The following is an 18,015-nucleotide window of genomic DNA, read 5'->3' on the forward strand; positions in this document are numbered from 1 at the left end:
GTCCCAGCGTTCGTATATTCCATGATGAACGGCAAAGAAACCTCGAGGATCGCCAGATGCAAATGCCCCCCAAAGTGACGCAACGCGCCTATGAACGCCTTGCTGAAATCGGTGCCGGTGAACAGGGTCAGGCCCTGCGCGTCGCCGTCGAAGGCGGCGGGTGTTCGGGTTTTCAATACGACATCAAATTGGACGCGCCCACCGGCGACGATCTTGTGCTGGAAGGTGGCGATGGACAGAAGGTTATCGTCGACAGCGTGTCCCTGCCCTTTCTGGCCGGTGCGACGATCGATTTCACCGAAGAGCTGATCGGCGCGCGTTTCACCATCGACAACCCGAACGTGACCAGCGCCTGCGGCTGCGGGACGTCCTTTTCGATGTGATCTATTCGGCAGGCACGGCCGTTTTCGGCGCGGGCGTGCGGACCTGGTCCCAGACCAGCCATGCGCCGGCGGCAATGAGAAGGGCCGCGCCGAGAAACACCCCTGCCCCGGTCCGCTCGCCGAACGCGACCGACCCGATGGCGACCATCCAAAGGAATTGCAGGTTCATCAGGGGCGTGACCACGTAGGCCGGCAGCAGCTTGAGTGCGGCGACCAGAACCCAGCGCGCGGCGAAGAGCAGCGCGGCATAATAGACGACCCACAGCACATCCCACCAGCCCATCGGCACGAAAACGAACGGCAGGGCCGCGCCCATGACGACCATCAGCGCGAGGTTGGGATAGAAGACCTGCGACAGCAGCCCGCCGGGGTCGCGCTGGCCGATGTAGCGCGAGGCGACCATGGACACCGCCCCCATGGCGACGGCGAGGAAGGCGACAAGGTGCCCTGCCCCGAAGCTGTGCAAACCGCCGGGAAACAGCGCGGCCATGCCGAGCACGCCGAGGATCATCGCGCCCCAGACCTGCCCGCCTGCGCTTTCGTTCAGCATCACGCGCGAGAGCAGAGCAGCGAGGATCGGGATGATGGCGATGAACAGAAAAACCTCGGCGAAGGGCAGCAGCTTGAACGCGTAGAAGAAGGCGCAGGTGCCGATGACCGTGGCCGCGGCACGCAGCCCCATGACGCGCGGACAGCGGGTTGCCAGCACACGCTTGGCGGCGGATTTATGGCCTGCGGCCAGACAGAACAGCGCGACAAGTCCGCCCGAAAGCGCGAACATCTGGGGCGCCGCGTAGTTGGCCGAGAACAGCTTGGTGATGGCATCGGCGCCGGTGATCAGCAGGGTGTAGACCACGGTCAGCGAAACACCCAGAAAGACCGCCTCGCGGCCGCGGGCGATCATGCTGGCACTCCTTGGGCGGTCGCGGCGCGGGAGAAGCCGTGGAAGAAGGCATCGAAGTCGACGGCCTGTTCGGCGGCCTCGACCACCTCGCGGGCCTCGGCGGTCAGCAGCGGATCAATGCGCGTGCGCATCAGCGACCAGTCGGCGACGCGGTCGCCCTCAAGGCTGTACATGCATTCCGACAACTCACGCAAAGGGGCCACGTGCGGTCTGGGCGCGGTGATCCGAAGCCCGCCTTCGGGCAGCATCGCACCGAACCCGCCAAGCCCGGCCGCGGACAAGAACCACTGGACCATCAGGTAAGGGTGGTAGTCGTCCGACATCCAGCCCGCCGAATCGGCCTCGATCACGAAGTGCCTCGCCTGAGCGGCCAGCCAATTTTCCCACGTACTGGGTGGGGTCTGGCCGGCAAACCGCAGTGCGATGCAGATTTCGGCCAGAAGATCGATGTTCATCTCGAGAAAGGCGACGGTGCCGGCAAATCTCAGGCTGTCTAGAAATGCGGCGGGCAGGTCAGGATTGCGTTGTCCGTACTCGGAAAGGTAGAACACGATATGGGTAAGCTCGTAGGCGGCCTTTTTGTTGGGCAGCGCGAAAGTCGCGCTGCGGCTGCCAAAGCTGCGCAGACGATCGTCGAGCCCGGTATCATGGGACGTCGGATCGACCCCGCGACGCAGGCAGAGGCGCCGCGCCTCGGCGCGCTGAAGATCGGACAGTTCGGCGGCGACAAGCCCTTCGGCGGCCACCCACTCGACCGCCCGCGCGCCCTTGTCGCCGGCCATGCCCAGATCTTCGAGATCGAGGCAAAGCGACAGCAGGAAGCGGTAATATTGCGGGAAGAACCCCAGGCGCCGGTCGAGCGTACGGTACAGCGTGTCGAAGGGTCCGAGGGCCGAGGGAGGCAGAACCGCGCCGGTGCTGGAAAGAATGTTCAGAACTTCGGCGTTTTCCTTGAGCCAGAAGACGTCCGTGTCGGAGCGCCGCTCGCTGGCGAAGCGATGCAAAAGCGCGGCTTGCCGCGCTTCCCGCGTGGTTTGGCGGAACGGAAGATCGAGTGTGACGACGGATCCCATGAGTGTGATATCCTTGTAACGTGTTTCCGTTCCGCCGCCGGCCTTACAGGCTGGACGTGAAGGCACCGACAACGTCGCCTTCATCTGCGCGCTCTGCCCGTACGGGGCCAAGGCTGGAGGTGAAGGCCTCTACGGCATCGCCCGCACCCGTGCTGGACGCAGTGACGGGACCAAGGCTGGAGGTAAAGAGTTCCACCGCGTCGCCTGCGCCGGCATCGGAGGTGACAACGGGCGAGAGGCTGGAGGTGAAGGCCTCGACCGCGTCACCGGTCATCCGGCTGGTCTCGGCGACCGGGGCCAGGCTGGAGGTGAACATCTCGGTTGCGGCGCCGTCCAGCATATCGCCGGAGGCGTGCAGGGACGAGGTGAACGCCTCGACAGCGGTACCGTCGTGCAGGCTGGCCTCGGTGAAGGAGGTGGAGTTTTCGACGTGGCGAGTTTTGCGAAGTGCAACCATTGGTGGTCTCCTGATTTGGTCAACACCAAAAACGGTTGCACGCAATGCGGGATTTTAAAACTGTTTTTCACCGATAGCGAGTTATCCACAGGTCACTATTCCAGACTGCGAAATTCAAGCGCCCTTGCCAGCTTTTACGGGCGCTGCTTTGCAGCGCCCGTAAAAAATTGTTTTCCACAGGGCAACAAAACTGTGGATAACCCACTGATTGTTTCCAAATTAGGCCGAATCACCCTACCCGGAAATCCTTAATGAAATCCTGTTGTCGGCTTGCCTCCGTCACCGTGCTGGGCGATAGATTGGCCATGACCGGGAGGCCGCGCATGAAGATTGCCAGTTTCAACATCAACGGGATCAAGGCGCGTCTGAACGCCCTGACCGACTGGCTGGATGAGGCACAACCCGACGTCGCGCTGCTGCAGGAGATCAAGACGGTCGACGACGGTTTCCCGCGCGAGGTGTTCGAGGAGCGCGGCTATAACGTCGAAACCCACGGTCAGAAGAGCTTTAACGGCGTCGCGATCCTGTCGAAACCGCCGCTGGAAGACGTCACCCGGGGCCTGCCGGGCGACGAGGAGGACGATCACGCAAGGTGGATCGAGGCGACGGTCGTGGGGCAGACATCGTCGGTGCGACTGTGCGGTCTGTATCTGCCCAACGGAAACCCGGCGCCGGGTCCGAAATACGACTACAAGCTGGCCTGGATGCAGCGTCAGAAGGCCCGCGCCGCCGAGTTGCTTGCCGCCGAGGAACCCTTTCTGATGGCCGGAGATTACAACGTCATTCCACAGGATGAGGACGCCAAGCGCCCCGAGGCCTGGGCCGAGGACGCGCTGGCCCTGCCGCAAAGCCGGGCAGCCTTTCGCGAGCTTCTGGCCATGGGATTCACCGAGGCCTTTCGTGCGCGTGTGCCTGGGCCCGGCCACTACACATTCTGGGATTATCAGGCGGGCGCCTGGAACCGGGACGACGGCATCCGCATCGACCATTTTCTGCTGAGCCCGCAGGCGGCGGATCACCTGGTGGACGTGGGGATCGACAAGGAAATCCGCGGACGGGACAAGCCGTCGGACCATGTTCCGATCTGGGTCGAACTGGATGTTTGATCCGCGAAAAGGCCAGAGATATGCGGATATTGCATACCTCTGGCAACGTTATGGTTCGTTCCGGGTTTAGAACGCTGCGTCAAGCCCGGTCGATACTGCATTGTGGCGCGGCGACATGACAGAGCGCGAAACGCTGTTGAGCGGAGGTTCGGCGTTGGCACCGCCAAGAGGAACCGTGACCCCGAGGCGAACGGTGTCCACGTCAGCGCTTCCTCCGCCCAAGGACACGTCGGTTCGCGCCAGTTCGAGCGACAGCATTGCCGAGGCACTCATGACCCGATCAAGGCTGTAGCCCACACCAATGCCATACGTTGTAGCGTCCGCATTCACATTGCTGATGTCCAGATGGTTCACCCCGGCAAAACCGCTGAAGCCATTCGCGAAGGAATAGCTGCCCCCAAGGCCCCACGACGAAATGTCGACGCTGCCACCACCGCCAGAAATCTCGGAATTGATGTAGTGTCCGCCGACTCGAAACTGTTCCGACGCCGCATAACGGATGTTTACGCCGTAATCCACCCAGTCCGCGCCAGCAGGCAAGCTTGGCGAGGTTTCAGACTCTCCGAGGAAAAGCTCGATACCGAATTGATTGGTTACATATCCGCCGCTCAAGCCATAGGAGGTCACGTCGAGACTTCCGGCGCCGGTCGGATCCAACGAAGCGTGGTCGAGATATCCGCCAACCACGGCACCGTTGTTGAACTGGTAATTGAGCGTCAGACCGAGGTCCATTGCATCCAGATCACCCGCGCCGTCAGGGTCGATTTTTGCAATCGTTCCGTCAAAGCCAAGATGGACACCGCTGTCGAAGCTGACAGACCCTGCACCATCCAAGGTGAATGAGGAAATATCGCCACCGCCATTGGAAACGGACGAATGGGCGTAGCCCAAAGTTGCTGCGCCACGGAATTCCTGCGCCAGCAAGCCAGCCGGCAAGCACACCACCACGGCCCCCACAAGGGCACTATACGAATAAGTCATTGTTTTCCTATATTTTACTGCTCGTGACACAACGCTAATTTCCAGTGCGGGCGAGGTAAACGCGGTAACTCTACGCAGAGTTGATAACCTTTTACGCGTGCCTCATTTGCCACATCCTGTGGCCGTGACGTCGTAGCCGTAGATCCAGTCGAACTGCCCCACCAGTTGGCCGGGCATCAACGCCCCGCCGATACGCAGCGCTGCGTGGGCGGCAAGGCGCAGCGGTGGAAAGGCGAGATGGTATTTCCATGCGTTTCTGCTGGCCGCGTCGACGACCTGCCGCACCCGATCTGCCCGCATACCCTGATAGGCCGCGAACGCGTTGTCCAGATCAGCACCGTCAGCCAGGCAGATGCCAAGCGCATAGGCATCCTCGAGCGCCATGTTGGCCCCCTGGGCCATAAAGGGCAGCGTCGGGTGGGCCGCGTCGCCGGTCAGCACCACGCCACCCTCGTGCCATTTTGCGGCCACCGGATGGCGGAACAGCCCCCAGCGGTGTACTTTTTCCACGCGGTCGAGCAAATCCTTCGCGTCGCGCCCGAAATCGCCGAAGACGCCGCGCAGCGTGGCCGGATCGTCCTCGGCGGTCCAGCTTTCCTCTTGCCACTGGGCCCGTTCCTGTACGGCGACGAGGTTGCGCATACGCCCGCCGCGCAGAGGATAGGTGACAAGATGCCGGTGCGGGCCCATGAATACCTGCGCCTGAGGATCGGCGCCGGTTTCGGGGATCACGGCGCGCCAGGCCACCTGCCGGGTGAAGAAAGGGGCGGACGTGCCGTTGAGCGCCTGCCGCGCAACCGAGTGAAGCCCGTCCGCGCCGACAAGCAGGTCGCAAGTCAGCGTCGTGCCATCGCGCAGCCATACCTTGGGCGCGGGGTCTGGCGTCACGGACGCCACCCCATGATCCAGACATATCTCGACCCCTGCCGCGCGGGCCGCGTGCTCCAGGATATGGATCAGGTCCGCGCGGTGCACAAAATGGTAGTCTCCGCACGGCAGCCGCGCGAGATCGAGCCGCACGACCTCGGCCCCCTTGTAGTCGCGCAGAAGCACCGACCGTCCGCGCACGGATTTCGCCCGCAGCGCACTGCCAAGCCCCAGTTTTTCGAGCACGACGAAGCCGTTGGGGCTGATCTGAAGCCCGGCGCCGACCTCGGCGATCCGAGGGGCCTGTTCGAGCACGCGTACAACGGCGCCCGCGCGGCGCAGCATGATCGCCGTCGTCAGCCCGCCTATGCCTCCGCCGAGAACGATGCAGTTGAGAGACGCGATATCCATGCCGGTCCTATGAATGCGAAAACGCCGAAGCTTAAGCCCCGGCGTTCCGATTTCGGTAGGGTTTTTCCGCGATCAGTCGTCGCGGTGAACCTTTTCGCGCCGCTCGTGCCGCTCCTGGGCCTCGAGGCTCATGGTCGCGATCGGGCGGGCGTCGAGGCGTTTGAGGCTGATGGGCTCGCCTGTGACTTCGCAATAGCCGTATTCACCCTCGTCGATGCGGCGCAGCGCGGCGTCGATCTTGGCGACCAGCTTGCGCTGGCGGTCGCGCGTGCGCAGTTCCAGCGCCCGGTCGGTTTCCTCGCTGGCGCGGTCGGCCACATCGGGAATGGCTCGCGTGCCGTCCTGAAGGCCCTCGATGGTATCGCGGCTGTCTTCGAGCAACTCGCTCTTCCAGGTCAGCAGCTTGCGACGAAAATACTCCACTTGCCGTTCGTTCATGAACGGCTCGTCTTCGGCCGGAGTGTAATCCTCCGACAGAACCACGTCCTGTTTCATTTCCACTCCCTCCTGAAGGTCTGCGTCGGTCACCCAACTTCCCCTTTAGAATTCCACCTTGTGGCGTGCAATTACACGCGCCTCGACAGATTGTCACTACACAAATGCCGGCCATTGATGTGAATTCCCCATGACACTAGGGTGCCGCGAAAATTCCATGCAGCCCGACACTTGCGCGCGGCGGAACCGAAAAAGGGACGCTCATGAAATTCGAAGGCACCGACGCCTATATCGCCACCGACGACCTGACCGTCGCGGTGAATGCCGCCGTGACGCTGGAGCGCCCTCTTTTGGTCAAAGGCGAGCCGGGCACCGGAAAAACCGAGCTGGCCAGGCAGGTCGCCAAGGGTCTCGGCCTGCCGATGCTGGAATGGAACATCAAGTCCACCACCAAGGCGCAGCAGGGTCTTTACGAATACGACGCCGTCTCGCGCCTGCGCGACAGCCAACTGGGCGAGGAGCGCGTGCACGACGTTCGCAACTACATCCGCAAGGGCAAGCTGTGGCAGGCCTTCGAGGCAGAGCAAAAGCTGGTTCTGCTGATCGACGAGATCGACAAGGCCGATATCGAGTTTCCAAACGACCTGTTGCAGGAGCTGGACCGGATGGAGTTCCACGTCTACGAGACCGGCGAGACGGTCCGTGCGAAGGCTCGCCCGATCGTTATCATCACGTCCAACAACGAAAAGGAACTGCCAGACGCCTTTCTGCGCCGCTGCTTCTTTCACTACATCCGCTTCCCGGACCCCGAGACGATGAAACGGATCGTCGAGGTGCATTACCCGGGCATCAAGGAACGGCTGCTGACCGAGGCATTGACCCAGTTCTACGACATCCGCGAGCAATCGGGGCTGAAGAAGAAACCGTCGACCTCGGAAGTGCTGGACTGGCTGAAACTGCTTCTGGCTGAGGACCTGACAGCGGAAGACCTCAAGCGCGACGGAGCCGACGCGCTGCCGAAACTGCATGGGGCGCTGCTGAAGAACGAGCAGGACGTGCACTTGTTCGAGCGACTGGCGTTCATGGCGCGGCGCCAAAGATAACGGGTGCGCCCTATTCTTTGGCAAACGTGCGCGGATGGGTGACATTGCGGCAACGATCACGCGCTTTTGCGGACAAAGGGAATTCTCGCAAGACCGTTGTTTGGGAATCATTCCTGAAGCGTTTCGAATCGCGATTCGTCCTGCTGGCGAATCGGCCACAGTTTTGTCTTTTTTGCTCCTTACTGGGGACGAAGTAAGAGGCGAAGACGACACCTGTCCGGTAGGTTAATCGAGCAGCAGGTCGCATTGCGTGCACTGAAAGATGCGCAGAAAGACCAGGCAAAGACTGCGCCGGATGGCAGGACGGACCACGACGACCGCCGGCCACTTGGGACCATACAGGCATCGGGGGGCTTATGCGCCGCGTCATTCTTCCATTGTTCCTTATGCTGGGCGCGTGCGTTCCCAGCCCTTCCAGTGAAATGCCGACGCGGGCGGCAACGCCCACCGCCAGCAGCCTTCCAGCTTTGAAATCCTTTTCCGCGCCGCGCCCGGTGCCGCCGTCACGGTCCAACAGCGATATCGCGCGTGATTTCCTGGAACTGTCGTTCCAGCTTGAATCGGGGCGCAAGCTGCAGAATTTCTCTCGGTTCGAGGGGCCGATCTCGATTCGGGTCACGGGCAATCCGCCCTCGACGCTGATCCCCGACCTGAACCGGCTTGTGCACAGGCTGCGCACCGAAGCGAAGATCGACATTGCTCGGGTTCGCTCCGACGTGGCCAATATCACGATCGAGGCCGTTCCGCGGGCGCAGATCCGCCGGCACCTGCCGAAGGCGGCCTGTTTCGTGGTGCCCAATATCAGCCGCCTGTCGGACTACCGCGCGGCGCGCAACAAGCGGCAAACGAACTGGAGCACGCTGGTCGAGCGCAAGAAGATCGCGATTTTCCTGCCCAATGACGCTTCGCCACAGGAAGTGCGCGATTGCCTGCACGAAGAAGTGGCGCAGGCGCTCGGCCCGCTCAACGATCTTTACCGCCTGCCCGACAGCGTGTTCAACGACGACAACGTGCACACCATTCTGACCGGGTTCGACATGCTGATCCTGCGGACCTATTATTCGCCGGAACTGCACTCGGGCATGACGCAAGGCCAGGTTGCGGCGCGGCTGCCCTCGATCCTGTCGCGGCTTAATCCGGCCGGTGACACCATTGCCCCGCGTGCTCTGTCTTCGACACCGCGCGCGTGGATCAAAGCGGTGCAAACCGCGCTTGGGCCCGGCGCAGGCCATTCGCAACGACTGGTCGCGGCAAGTGAGGCGCTGCGGATCGCAGACGCTATGGACTGGCACGATCACCGGCGGGCATTCTCGCATTTCGCCATGGGGCGCCTGACCCAGGCCGCGCAGCCCGACACGGCGTTCGAGCATTTCCGTCTGGCCGAACGGTTCTACAGCCAGACCCCCGGCACCGAATTGCATCGCGCCTATTCCGCCTCTCAGCTGGCCGCGTTTGCCATCGGTGAAGGCAACGGGCAACTGGCGCTGACCATTCTGGCACCGCATCTTGCGATCGCGGAACGTCATGAAAACGCGGCGCTTCTGTCCACGCTCATGTTGCTTCGGGCCGAAGCGCTGGACCTGACGGGCCGCGTCGCAGAGGCGCAGTCGGTGCGGCTGGACAGTATCGGCTGGGCGCGATACGGGTTCGGCGCGGACTGGGCGGTGCGTGCGAAACTGCGGGAAATCTCATCGCTCAGCCCCCTGAAGTGACCTGACGGGAAGACAAGATGATCGTTCTATTCGGCGCGATCCTGGGCGCGAGCCTGGGCGCATTCACGGCGTGGCGGCGCAAGGGGCGTACCGCCGATATCCTGCTTTACGCGGCGGTCTATTGCCTGATCTTCACCCTGCTGGGGCTTTTTGCTACGCTGATCATCCACCGCATGTCGATCTGAGGTAAGCGATGTTCCTGCCCTTCTTCGAGAACCTCAGGAAGGCGGGTCTGCCGGTCTCGCTGCGCGAGTACCTGACCTTTCTGGAGGCGATGGGCGCAGGGCTGGTGACCTACGATCTGGAGGGTTTCTACTATCTCGCCCGGACCGCGATGGTGAAGGACGAGCGGATGATCGACCGCTTCGACCGCGCGTTCGCCGCCAGCTTCGAGGGGCTGGAAGCCATCAGCTCCAGCGACGTGATCGAGGCCGTCGACATCCCGCAGGAATGGCTGGAAAAGCTGGCCGAGAAGTATCTGAGCGAAGAAGAACGGGCCGAGATCGAGTCGCTTGGCGGGTTCGACAAACTGATGGAGACGCTGAAGGAACGCCTGAAGGAACAGCAGGGCCGCCACCAAGGCGGCAACAAGTGGATCGGCACGGCAGGCACCTCGCCCTTCGGTGCCTACGGCTACAATCCCGAAGGCGTGCGGATCGGGCAGAAGGAAAGCCGGCATCAGCGAGCGGTCAAGGTCTGGGACAAGCGCGAGTTTCGAAATCTCGACGACACGGTCGAGCTGGGCACGCGCAACATCAAGGTCGCGCTGAAGCGGCTGCGTCGGTGGGCGCGGGACGGCGCCGAGGAAGAGCTGGACCTGGACGGCACGATCCGCGCCACCGCAGAGCATGGTTACCTCGACGTCAAGACACGCCCCGAGCGGCGCAACGCGGTCAAAGTCCTTCTGTTTCTAGACGTGGGCGGGTCGATGGATCCGCATATCAAGATGGTCGAAGAGCTGTTTTCGGCCGCGAAAACCGAGTTCAAGCACCTGGAATATTACTACTTCCACAATTGCCTGTACGAAGGCGTCTGGCGCGACAACCGCCGCCGCTGGGACGCGCAGACGCCCACCGACGAGGTGCTGCGCACTTACGGGCCGGATTACAAGTGCATCTTCGTAGGCGACGCCTCGATGTCGCCTTACGAGATCGCCTATCCGGGGGGCGCCAACGAGCACTGGAACGCCGAGGCGGGACAGGTCTGGCTGCAGCGGGCGCGCGCGCAATGGCCAGAGCACCTTTGGATCAACCCGGTGCCCGAGGCCTATTGGGACTATACCCATTCGATCGGGATGATCCGCGAGATCTTCGAGGATCGGATGGTGCCAATGACCCTTGAAGGGATCGAGCGCGGCATGAAAGAATTGGGCCGATGATAGGTCCGTACCGCGCAGGCCAGACTTGCCAAAAGCGAACGCACTGCATTGGTCAAACCTGGAAATCTTGTCCGTGCGCCGGAGTATTTCCGCCAAGAGAAAAAACGCTCAGTGGACAAGCATTGTTCGGCATGACAGGGGGTTTGCATGAGCGTGCGCAAGATCATCATCGACACGGACCCCGGGCAAGACGACGCCGTTGCGATCCTTCTGGCGCTGGCAAGCCCGGACGAGGTCGAGGTTCTGGGGATTACCTGCGTTGCCGGCAACGTGCCGCTAGACCTGACGACACGCAATGCGCGGATGGTGTGCGAGCTTGCCGGGCGGCGCGACATCAAGGTTTATGCCGGGTGCGACCGCCCGCTGGACCGCGATCTTGTGACGGCAGAACATGTGCACGGCAAGACCGGGCTTGATGGTCCAGACCTTCCAGAACCAACGATGCCGGTCGAGGATACGCACGCTGTCGATTTCATAATCGAGACCCTTCGGCAGGAGTCCGCAGGCACTGTAACGCTGGTGCCGATCGGACCGCTGACCAATATCGCCACAGCGTTCCGCAAGGCGCCCGACATCACCCGGAACGTGCGGGAGATCGTTTTGATGGGGGGCGCCTATTTCGAGGTGGGCAACATCACGCCAGCGGCCGAATTCAACATCCATGTCGATCCTCAGGCGGCCGAAGTCGTCTTCCGCTCAGGCGCGCCAATCGTGGTCATGCCGCTCGACGTGACGCACAAGGCGCTGGTGACGCGGGTGCGCAACGACGCCTTTCGCGCCATCGGCAACCGGGTCGGTGTGGCCGTGGCCGAGATGACCGACTTTTTCGAGCGCTACGACCGCGAAAAATACGGCTCGGACGGGGCGCCGCTGCATGACCCCTGCACCATTGCCTACCTGATCCGGCCAGAGCTGTTTTCGGGCCGAAAGATCAATGTCGAAATCGAAACCCGCTCGGAACTGACTATGGGAATGACGGTGGCCGATTGGTGGGGCGTGACCGACCGCGCGCCCAACGCGCTGTTCATAGGCGACGTGGATGCCGACGGGTTCTTTGATCTACTGACCGAAAGGCTGGCCCGGTTATGACGAAACTGACCCTTGCTGCGACCGAGGACATGGAGCGCCTTGTGCCGCTGGTGGCGGCGTTCCACCAGGAAGAAGGCATCGTTCAGGACGATGCCACACGGCGCGAGGCCCTTGCGCCACTGCTGGAGGGATCGCCGTACGGGTGCGTCTACCTTGCCGGTCCGAGACGCGCGCCGATCGGCTATGTCACCATTTCGTTCGGCTGGTCATTGGAGTTCGGCGGACTGGATGGGTTCGTCGACGAGATCTTCATCCGTCCCGGGGTGCGAGGCCGCGGAATCGGTTCGGAAATCCTGCTGACCTTGCCCAAGACGCTGGCGACGGCGGGTATGAAGGCAATCCATCTGGAGGTCGGCCGCGACAACGCAAAAGCGCGGCGCATCTACGAGAAACTGCGCTTCGAGCCGCGCGAGAATTACATTCTGATGACCCGCAAGCTCTAGCGTTCCTCGCAGAGATACCTATGTTTCAGGTATGAGCCTGCACATCCCGTTCGACAATTCCTATGCTCGCCTGCCCGACCGTTTTTTCACACGGCAGCCCCCCGCGCCGGTCAAAGCGCCGCGGCTGATCGCGTTCAACGAGGCGTTGGCGCGAGATCTTGGGATCACACCGGGGCCCGAGGATGAACTGGCGCGTGTCTTTGCCGGCAACCAGGTACCGACCGGCGCCGACCCGCTGGCGCAGGTCTATGCCGGGCACCAGTTCGGCGGCTTCTCACCGCAGCTGGGTGACGGCCGGGCCAACCTGTTGGGCGAGGTCGCGGCGAACGGAACGCGCTTTGACATCCAACTCAAGGGATCGGGGCCGACGCCTTATTCGCGGATGGGTGATGGCCGTGCCTGGCTGGGGCCGGTGCTGCGGGAATACGTGGTGAGCGAGGCGATGCACGCACTTGGCATTCCCACCAGCCGCGCGCTGGCGGCGACGCTGACCGGCGAGCCGGTGTTTCGCGAAACCGGCGCCCTGCCCGGCGCCGTGCTGACCCGCGTGGCGCAAAGCCATATCCGCGTTGGCACCTTTCAGTTCTTTGCGGCACGGCGCGATGTGCCTGCGCTTCAGGCGCTGTACGACTACGTGATCGAGCGGCACTATCCCGACGCGACTTCGCCGGCGGAGTTGCTGGACGCGGTGATCGCGCGGCAGGCGCGTCTGGTGGCGCAATGGATGTCGGTCGGGTTCATTCACGGGGTGATGAACACCGACAACACGACGCTGTCGGGCGAGACCATCGACTATGGTCCCTGCGCGTTCATGGACGCCTATCATCCCGACACGGTGTTTTCATCCATTGACATGCACGGGCGCTATGCGTTTGCCAACCAGCCCAACGTCATCGCGTGGAACATGGCGCAACTGGCCACGGCCCTGGTGCCGCTCATGCCCGATCAGGAGAAGGCGGTCGAGGATTTCACGAAGGCCGTTCACGCCATGCCCGGTCAGGTGCATGAGTCCTGGCGCGCGTTTTTCGGGCGCAAGATCGGGCTCGCGGAGGCAACCGCAGAAGACGAGCCACTGATCGTATCGCTTCTGGATGCCATGGCCGCCAATCGCGCCGACTTTACGAACACGTTCCGGGCGTTGAGCGATGGCACGCCACGCGACGAATTTCTCGACCCGACGGCGTTCGACGCGTGGGAAAAGGACTGGCGCAAGCGGTTGGAGCGGGAACAGGCGCCGGACGATGTCATGCGCGCGGCGAACCCCGTCTACATTCCACGCAATCACCGCGTCGAGCAGATGATCGCAGCCGCGGTAGCCGAAGACATGACCCCGTTCAACCGGCTTTGCGATGTTTTGGCAGATCCTTACAGCCCCCGGGACGATGCGGGGGATCTTGCACGACCGCCCCAGCCGTCGGAAGCGGTACAACAGACGTTCTGCGGCACGTGAGGTCACTCCTGGCGGTCGCGACGCCGGCGCAGCCTGCGGAAAAAGCGCGGGTTGCGCTGCACGAATTCGTCGATGAAAGCCCCGATGCCGACATGCCGTCCCTTGAGGTAACCATAGCCAGCCGCCGCGCCCAACAAGGCACCGATCGCGTTGATGATGAGATCGCCCATGGTGTCCTGAAGCCCGGATTTCTGCATGTTGAGCCCAAAGGTCTGGTCCATAGCAAACTCGAATATCTCCCAGACGGTGCCGATCGTCATGGCGAAACAGAACGCCAGAAAGCTCAGCTGCAAATGTGGCGCGGCGAACCGGTCGCCCTGGAACATCATGAAGACAAAGACGAAGCCGATCAGCCCGAAGGCGACGGCAGAGGTGCCGTGCATGGCGATGTCCCACCACCAGAAGCGTTCGTAGAAATCGAAAACCTCGCCCAGAAACAGCGTCGCCGCCACGAAGATCACCACGACCGCGATAAAGGTCGGCGGCACATGCACCTGTGCCCAGTTCGCCACCACAACGGGGGCCAGCGACAGGCCCAGCGTGGCCAGCGCCACGAAGGCCAGTTCCAGCCGCAGCACGGCGAGCGCCCAAAGGGCGGCCCCTGCAAGTGCCATCCAGATGATCCGCGCCAGCCAGGTTTGTTCTGCGAACATGAGGGACGCTCCTTTTGTCGTGGTTCCGGTGTGGTAGCATGAACGAACCCCGGCTGAGAATTGCAACCTACAACCTGCAAAAATGCGTGGGGCTGGATATGCGCCGGCGGCCCGACCGCAGCCTTCAGGTGATCAATGCCCTGAAGGCCGACCTCGTGGTCTTGCAGGAAGTCGACAAGCGGTTGCCGCCCCGGCCCGCCGCCCTGCCCCATGATCTTGTGGAGCGTGACGGCTGGCAGATCCTGCCCTTCGGCGCGCCGGGCGGATCGTTGGGCTGGCACGGCAACGCAATGCTGGCGCGACCCAGCCTGACGGTGCGGCAGACACGGCATGTCGAGCTTCCGGGGCTGGAGCCGCGCGGCGCGGTCATGGCCGACCTGGAAACCTGTCTTGGGCCCTTGCGGGTCGTCGGCGTGCATCTGGGATTGGTGCGGCGATACCGGCTGTTGCAGATGAAGGCGGTGATGCGGGCCGTTGCCCGGAGCGAGGCGATGCCGCTGGTGCTGGCGGGGGATTTCAACGAGTGGCGCCCTCCTGCCGCGCTGCGCGACGCGGCAGGTGACGTGGAATTTGCGCCGACCCCGGCCAGCTATCCCGCGCTGCGCCCCGTGGGGCGGCTGGACCGGATCGCCCATTGCGCCCAGCTTGATGTCGCCGCGATAGGCGTGCACAGGGCCAAACCCGCGCATATCGCGTCGGACCACCTGCCCGTCTGGGCGGACGTGACACGGCATCCCTGAAGCGCGTCGCAAAAAGCTGGATTTCCGATGTCACACCCGTTATCCAACCCTCCGGAAAGCGCGAAGAAGGCCGGCATGACAGAGACCATCATCGACCGTTGCGAGGCAAAGGGCTTGAGGATGACCGACCAGCGGCGCACCATCGCTGCGGTCTTGGAAGACTCCGAGGATCATCCGGACGTGGAGGAGCTTTACTCCCGCGCCAGCGGCCGCGACCCCAAGATTTCGATCGCCACGGTCTATCGCACCGTGAAGCTGTTCGAAGAGGCCGGTATCATCGACAAGCTGGAATTCGGGGACGGGCGCGCGCGCTACGAGGATGCCGAGCGTGACCACCACGATCACCTGATCGACATGCATTCCGGCGAGGTGATCGAGTTCGTAGACCCCGACATCGAGAAGTTGCAGGAAAAGATCGCCGCCAAGCTTGGCTACAAGCTGAAGGGTCACAAGCTGGAACTTTACGGCGTACCGATTCGCAAAGGCTGACCGCGCATGGGCCTGGCGACGGCCTTGTATCGCCCCGCAAAGCCGCCTATCGCGGCAGGGTAACTTTCGGGCGGTGCGGCGATCATGGACAACATTCGCGGAATAATGCTGGTGATCCTGTCCATGGCGGCCTTCACCGTCGAGGACATGTTCATCAAGAAAATGTCGGCGGATATCTCCGTTGGGCAGATCCTGATCTTTCTTGGCATCGGCAGTGCGTCGATCTTTGCGATCGTTGCGCGGCTGGGCGGGCACCGTATTCTCGCGCCGGAAGCCTGGCGCAGACCGTTCCTGCTGCGCGCGGGGTGCGAGGCGGGAGCGGCGCTGGCCTTTACCACCGCGCTGTCGCAGGTCGATATCTCGGTCGTGGCCTCGGTATTCCAGGCGACGCCGCTGTTCATCACCATGGGCGCGGCGCTGTTTCTGGGCGAGGACGTGGGCTGGCGCCGGTGGAGCGCGATCCTGATCGGGTTCTGCGGTGTCCTGTTGATCATTCGCCCGGGCCTTGCGGGATTCGATCCATCGGCGTTGCTGGTTCTGGTGTCCGTGACCTGCGTGGCCGCGCGCGATTTGATCACCCGACGCATCGACGTCACCGTGTCCTCGACCGTGGTGTCGTTTCAAGGTTTTGCCGCAGTGGTCCCGGCTGGGATTCTGCTGATCGTGCTAGGGCCCCAGACGCTGTCCCCGCTGACGCCGCCATTGTGGGCCATGATAGGGTGCGGCATGGTGTTCGGGGCATTGGGGTATTACGGAATCGTTGCGGCCATGCGCATGGGCGATGCGGCGGTGGTCACGCCATTCCGGTACACCCGCCTGCTTTTCTCGTTGATCGTCGGCGTCGTGGTCTTTGCCGAGCGGCCCGACACCCTGACGTTGCTGGGGGCCACGCTGATCATCGTGACCGGGCTTTATACCTTTCTGCGCGAGCGGCGGCTGGCCCGGCGGGCGCGGGCCGCCTGAGCGGTCGAAAGATTACCGCGACACCGCCTTGCGTCGCAGTTCCCATTCGCGCGCGTTCTTGCTATGGGACCGGCAACTGCATTCTGCCAAAGGGTTCCAGATGAGCATCATTCTCGACATTCACGCACGCGAAATCCTCGACAGCCGCGGCAATCCGACGGTCGAGGTGGACGTGATCCTCGAAGACGGCACCATGGGTCGCGCCGCCGTCCCGTCGGGCGCGTCCACGGGCGCGCACGAGGCGGTGGAAAAGCGCGACGGCGATGCTGCCCGTTACATGGGCAAGGGCGTGCTGGAGGCCGTGGCGTCGGTGAACGGCGAGATCGCAGATGCCCTCGCCGGATTCGATGCCACGGAACAGGTGGCGATCGACGAGGCGATGATCGAATTGGACGGCACGCCGAACAAGGGGCGGCTGGGCGCGAACGCCATTCTAGGCGTCAGCCTTGCCGTGGCCAAGGCCGCGGCGGATTTCGCGATGCAGCCGCTCTTTCGCTATGTGGGCGGCACCTCGGCTCGCACCCTTCCGGTGCCGATGATGAACATCATCAACGGCGGTGAGCACGCCGACAACCCGATCGACATCCAGGAATTCATGATTATGCCCGTCAGCGCGGGCAATATCCGCGACGCGGTGCGTATGGGGTCGGAAGTGTTCCACACGCTGAAGAAAGAGCTGTCCGGCGCGGGGCTTTCGACCGGGATCGGCGACGAGGGCGGGTTTGCCCCCGACATCGCCTCGGCCCGCGATGCGCTGGATTTCATCCTGCGCTCGATCGAGAAGGCCGGCTACAAACCGGGCGAGGATATTTACCTTGCGCTTGATTGCGCCGCGACGGAGTACTTCAAGGACGGCAAGTACGAGCTTGCCGGCGAAGGAAAATCCCTGTCGCCGGACGAGAATGCGGCGTATCTGGCCGCGCTTGTGAACGACTATCCCATCATCTCGATCGAGGATGGCATGTCCGAGGATGACTGGGACGGTTGGAAGGCCCTGACGGACCAGATCGGCGACAAGGTGCAGCTGGTGGGTGACGATCTGTTCGTGACCAACCCGACGCGTCTGTCGGACGGGATCAAGCGCGGGGTCGCGAACTCTATGCTGGTCAAGGTCAACCAGATCGGCAGCCTGACAGAGACGCTTCAGGCGGTCGAGATGGCGCACCGCGCAGGCTATACCAACGTCATGTCGCACCGTTCGGGCGAGACCGAGGATGCCACCATCGCCGATCTTGCCGTGGCCACCAATTGCGGGCAGATCAAGACCGGCTCGCTTGCGCGCTCGGACCGGCTGGCGAAGTACAACCAGCTGATCCGCATCGAAGAGGCGCTTGGCGACACGGCGATATATGCCGGGCGCTCGATCCTGCGGGACTAA

General features: G+C 62.9%; 20 protein-coding genes. 13 read left to right on the forward strand and 7 right to left on the reverse strand.

Features of this window, described 5'->3' with window-relative positions; translation table 11 throughout:
* Positions 1–56 precede the first annotated feature (56 nt).
* Complete coding sequence (locus XM53_RS01290; RefSeq protein WP_057789486.1) at positions 57–383, forward strand: HesB/IscA family protein; 327 nt, start codon at positions 57–59, stop codon at positions 381–383.
* 1 nt (position 384) lies between these two features.
* Here the strand turns inward: XM53_RS01290 and XM53_RS01295 are convergent, their stop codons facing one another.
* The 3 genes from XM53_RS01295 to XM53_RS01305 are packed head-to-tail and all read right to left on the reverse strand — an operon-like array spanning position 385 to position 2,817.
* Complete coding sequence (locus XM53_RS01295; protein ID WP_057789487.1) at positions 385–1,287, reverse strand: DMT family transporter; 903 nt, start codon at positions 1,285–1,287, stop codon at positions 385–387.
* The gene (locus XM53_RS01300) at positions 1,284–2,360 is read right to left on the reverse strand and encodes a DUF6902 family protein (RefSeq protein ID WP_057789489.1); all 1,077 of its coding nucleotides are present in this window, start codon (positions 2,358–2,360) and stop codon (positions 1,284–1,286) included. Before XM53_RS01300 ends, XM53_RS01295 begins: the two co-directional genes overlap by 4 nt.
* A gap of 43 nt (positions 2,361–2,403) precedes the next feature.
* Positions 2,404–2,817: a DUF6749 family protein gene (locus XM53_RS01305; RefSeq protein WP_057789491.1), complete on the reverse strand. Its 414-nt coding sequence runs from the start codon at positions 2,815–2,817 to the stop codon at positions 2,404–2,406.
* A gap of 323 nt (positions 2,818–3,140) precedes the next feature.
* On the opposite strand from XM53_RS01305, the gene xth reads away from it, so the two are divergent.
* Positions 3,141–3,923 carry an exodeoxyribonuclease III gene (xth, locus tag XM53_RS01310; RefSeq protein WP_057789493.1) on the forward strand — a complete coding sequence of 261 codons (783 nt, stop codon included), beginning with the start codon at positions 3,141–3,143 and terminating at the stop codon, positions 3,921–3,923.
* Between the two features lie 66 nt (positions 3,924–3,989).
* On the opposite strand, the gene XM53_RS01315 is transcribed toward xth, so the two are convergent.
* The 3 genes from XM53_RS01315 to dksA all read right to left on the reverse strand — a co-directional run bounded on the left by XM53_RS01315 (position 3,990) and on the right by dksA (position 6,677).
* Positions 3,990–4,904, reverse strand: a complete 915-nt coding sequence (locus XM53_RS01315; RefSeq protein ID WP_082630667.1) for a porin — start codon at positions 4,902–4,904, stop codon at positions 3,990–3,992.
* A gap of 102 nt (positions 4,905–5,006) precedes the next feature.
* The gene (locus XM53_RS01320) at positions 5,007–6,182 is read right to left on the reverse strand and encodes an FAD-dependent monooxygenase (protein ID WP_057789497.1); all 1,176 of its coding nucleotides are present in this window, start codon (positions 6,180–6,182) and stop codon (positions 5,007–5,009) included.
* Positions 6,183–6,254: 72 nt separating this feature from the next.
* Entirely contained in the window at positions 6,255–6,677 is a 423-nt protein-coding gene (gene dksA / locus XM53_RS01325; protein WP_057790282.1) for an RNA polymerase-binding protein DksA, read from the reverse strand.
* Between the two features lie 203 nt (positions 6,678–6,880).
* Between dksA and XM53_RS01330 the strand changes: the two genes are divergently transcribed.
* The 7 genes from XM53_RS01330 to XM53_RS01360 all read left to right on the forward strand — a co-directional run bounded on the left by XM53_RS01330 (position 6,881) and on the right by XM53_RS01360 (position 13,792).
* Complete coding sequence (locus tag XM53_RS01330) at positions 6,881–7,720, forward strand: AAA family ATPase (protein WP_057789499.1); 840 nt, start codon at positions 6,881–6,883, stop codon at positions 7,718–7,720.
* A gap of 356 nt (positions 7,721–8,076) precedes the next feature.
* A complete protein-coding gene (locus tag XM53_RS01335; RefSeq protein WP_057789501.1) occupies positions 8,077–9,432 on the forward strand; it encodes a DUF2927 domain-containing protein in 1,356 nt (451 codons plus the stop codon).
* A gap of 17 nt (positions 9,433–9,449) precedes the next feature.
* Entirely contained in the window at positions 9,450–9,617 is a 168-nt protein-coding gene (locus tag XM53_RS23510; protein ID WP_057789503.1) for a hypothetical protein, read from the forward strand.
* Positions 9,618–9,625: 8 nt separating this feature from the next.
* A complete protein-coding gene (locus XM53_RS01345) occupies positions 9,626–10,810 on the forward strand; it encodes a vWA domain-containing protein (protein WP_057789505.1) in 1,185 nt (394 codons plus the stop codon).
* A gap of 147 nt (positions 10,811–10,957) precedes the next feature.
* Entirely contained in the window at positions 10,958–11,899 is a 942-nt protein-coding gene (locus XM53_RS01350) for a nucleoside hydrolase (protein WP_057789507.1), read from the forward strand.
* Entirely contained in the window at positions 11,896–12,342 is a 447-nt protein-coding gene (locus XM53_RS01355) for a GNAT family N-acetyltransferase (RefSeq protein ID WP_057789508.1), read from the forward strand. The genes XM53_RS01350 and XM53_RS01355 overlap by 4 nt, the downstream gene beginning before the upstream one ends.
* Before the next feature lie 31 nt (positions 12,343–12,373).
* Complete coding sequence (locus tag XM53_RS01360; protein ID WP_057789510.1) at positions 12,374–13,792, forward strand: protein adenylyltransferase SelO; 1,419 nt, start codon at positions 12,374–12,376, stop codon at positions 13,790–13,792.
* A gap of 2 nt (positions 13,793–13,794) precedes the next feature.
* Here the strand turns inward: XM53_RS01360 and XM53_RS01365 are convergent, their stop codons facing one another.
* Entirely contained in the window at positions 13,795–14,445 is a 651-nt protein-coding gene (locus XM53_RS01365) for a hypothetical protein (RefSeq protein WP_057789512.1), read from the reverse strand.
* A 38-nt stretch (positions 14,446–14,483) separates the two neighbouring features.
* Between XM53_RS01365 and XM53_RS01370 the strand changes: the two genes are divergently transcribed.
* From XM53_RS01370 to eno, 4 genes are all read left to right on the forward strand, one after another.
* Positions 14,484–15,185 (forward strand): endonuclease/exonuclease/phosphatase family protein, encoded by a 702-nt coding sequence (locus tag XM53_RS01370; protein WP_057789515.1) that lies wholly within the window; start codon positions 14,484–14,486, stop codon positions 15,183–15,185.
* 75 nt (positions 15,186–15,260) lie between these two features.
* Positions 15,261–15,674, forward strand: a complete 414-nt coding sequence (locus XM53_RS01375; protein WP_057789517.1) for a Fur family transcriptional regulator — start codon at positions 15,261–15,263, stop codon at positions 15,672–15,674.
* Positions 15,675–15,758: 84 nt separating this feature from the next.
* On the forward strand, positions 15,759–16,637 hold the full coding sequence (locus XM53_RS01380; RefSeq protein WP_057789519.1) for a DMT family transporter: 879 nt from the start codon (positions 15,759–15,761) through the stop codon (positions 16,635–16,637).
* A gap of 100 nt (positions 16,638–16,737) precedes the next feature.
* Positions 16,738–18,015: a phosphopyruvate hydratase gene (eno, locus tag XM53_RS01385; protein WP_057789521.1), complete on the forward strand. Its 1,278-nt coding sequence runs from the start codon at positions 16,738–16,740 to the stop codon at positions 18,013–18,015.

The organism is Roseovarius atlanticus, assembly GCF_001441615.1.
Taxonomy (GTDB): domain Bacteria; phylum Pseudomonadota; class Alphaproteobacteria; order Rhodobacterales; family Rhodobacteraceae; genus Roseovarius; species Roseovarius atlanticus.

Coding starts and splice junctions, on each gene's coding strand:
- XM53_RS01330 (WP_057789499.1), top strand. CDS start 6,881: ATGAAATTCGAAGGCACCGACGCCTATATCGCCACCGACGACCTGACC.
- XM53_RS01335 (WP_057789501.1), top strand. CDS start 8,077: ATGCGCCGCGTCATTCTTCCATTGTTCCTTATGCTGGGCGCGTGCGTT.
- XM53_RS01350 (WP_057789507.1), top strand. CDS start 10,958: ATGAGCGTGCGCAAGATCATCATCGACACGGACCCCGGGCAAGACGAC.
- XM53_RS01305 (WP_057789491.1), bottom strand. CDS start 2,817: ATGGTTGCACTTCGCAAAACTCGCCACGTCGAAAACTCCACCTCCTTC.
- XM53_RS01320 (WP_057789497.1), bottom strand. CDS start 6,182: ATGGATATCGCGTCTCTCAACTGCATCGTTCTCGGCGGAGGCATAGGC.
- xth (WP_057789493.1), top strand. CDS start 3,141: ATGAAGATTGCCAGTTTCAACATCAACGGGATCAAGGCGCGTCTGAAC.
- XM53_RS01290 (WP_057789486.1), top strand. CDS start 57: ATGCAAATGCCCCCCAAAGTGACGCAACGCGCCTATGAACGCCTTGCT.
- XM53_RS01315 (WP_082630667.1), bottom strand. CDS start 4,904: ATGACTTATTCGTATAGTGCCCTTGTGGGGGCCGTGGTGGTGTGCTTG.
- XM53_RS01370 (WP_057789515.1), top strand. CDS start 14,484: ATGAACGAACCCCGGCTGAGAATTGCAACCTACAACCTGCAAAAATGC.
- XM53_RS01375 (WP_057789517.1), top strand. CDS start 15,261: ATGACAGAGACCATCATCGACCGTTGCGAGGCAAAGGGCTTGAGGATG.
- XM53_RS01300 (WP_057789489.1), bottom strand. CDS start 2,360: ATGGGATCCGTCGTCACACTCGATCTTCCGTTCCGCCAAACCACGCGG.
- XM53_RS01295 (WP_057789487.1), bottom strand. CDS start 1,287: ATGATCGCCCGCGGCCGCGAGGCGGTCTTTCTGGGTGTTTCGCTGACC.
- XM53_RS01380 (WP_057789519.1), top strand. CDS start 15,759: ATGGACAACATTCGCGGAATAATGCTGGTGATCCTGTCCATGGCGGCC.
- XM53_RS01355 (WP_057789508.1), top strand. CDS start 11,896: ATGACGAAACTGACCCTTGCTGCGACCGAGGACATGGAGCGCCTTGTG.
- XM53_RS23510 (WP_057789503.1), top strand. CDS start 9,450: ATGATCGTTCTATTCGGCGCGATCCTGGGCGCGAGCCTGGGCGCATTC.
- dksA (WP_057790282.1), bottom strand. CDS start 6,677: ATGAAACAGGACGTGGTTCTGTCGGAGGATTACACTCCGGCCGAAGAC.
- XM53_RS01360 (WP_057789510.1), top strand. CDS start 12,374: ATGAGCCTGCACATCCCGTTCGACAATTCCTATGCTCGCCTGCCCGAC.
- eno (WP_057789521.1), top strand. CDS start 16,738: ATGAGCATCATTCTCGACATTCACGCACGCGAAATCCTCGACAGCCGC.
- XM53_RS01345 (WP_057789505.1), top strand. CDS start 9,626: ATGTTCCTGCCCTTCTTCGAGAACCTCAGGAAGGCGGGTCTGCCGGTC.
- XM53_RS01365 (WP_057789512.1), bottom strand. CDS start 14,445: ATGTTCGCAGAACAAACCTGGCTGGCGCGGATCATCTGGATGGCACTT.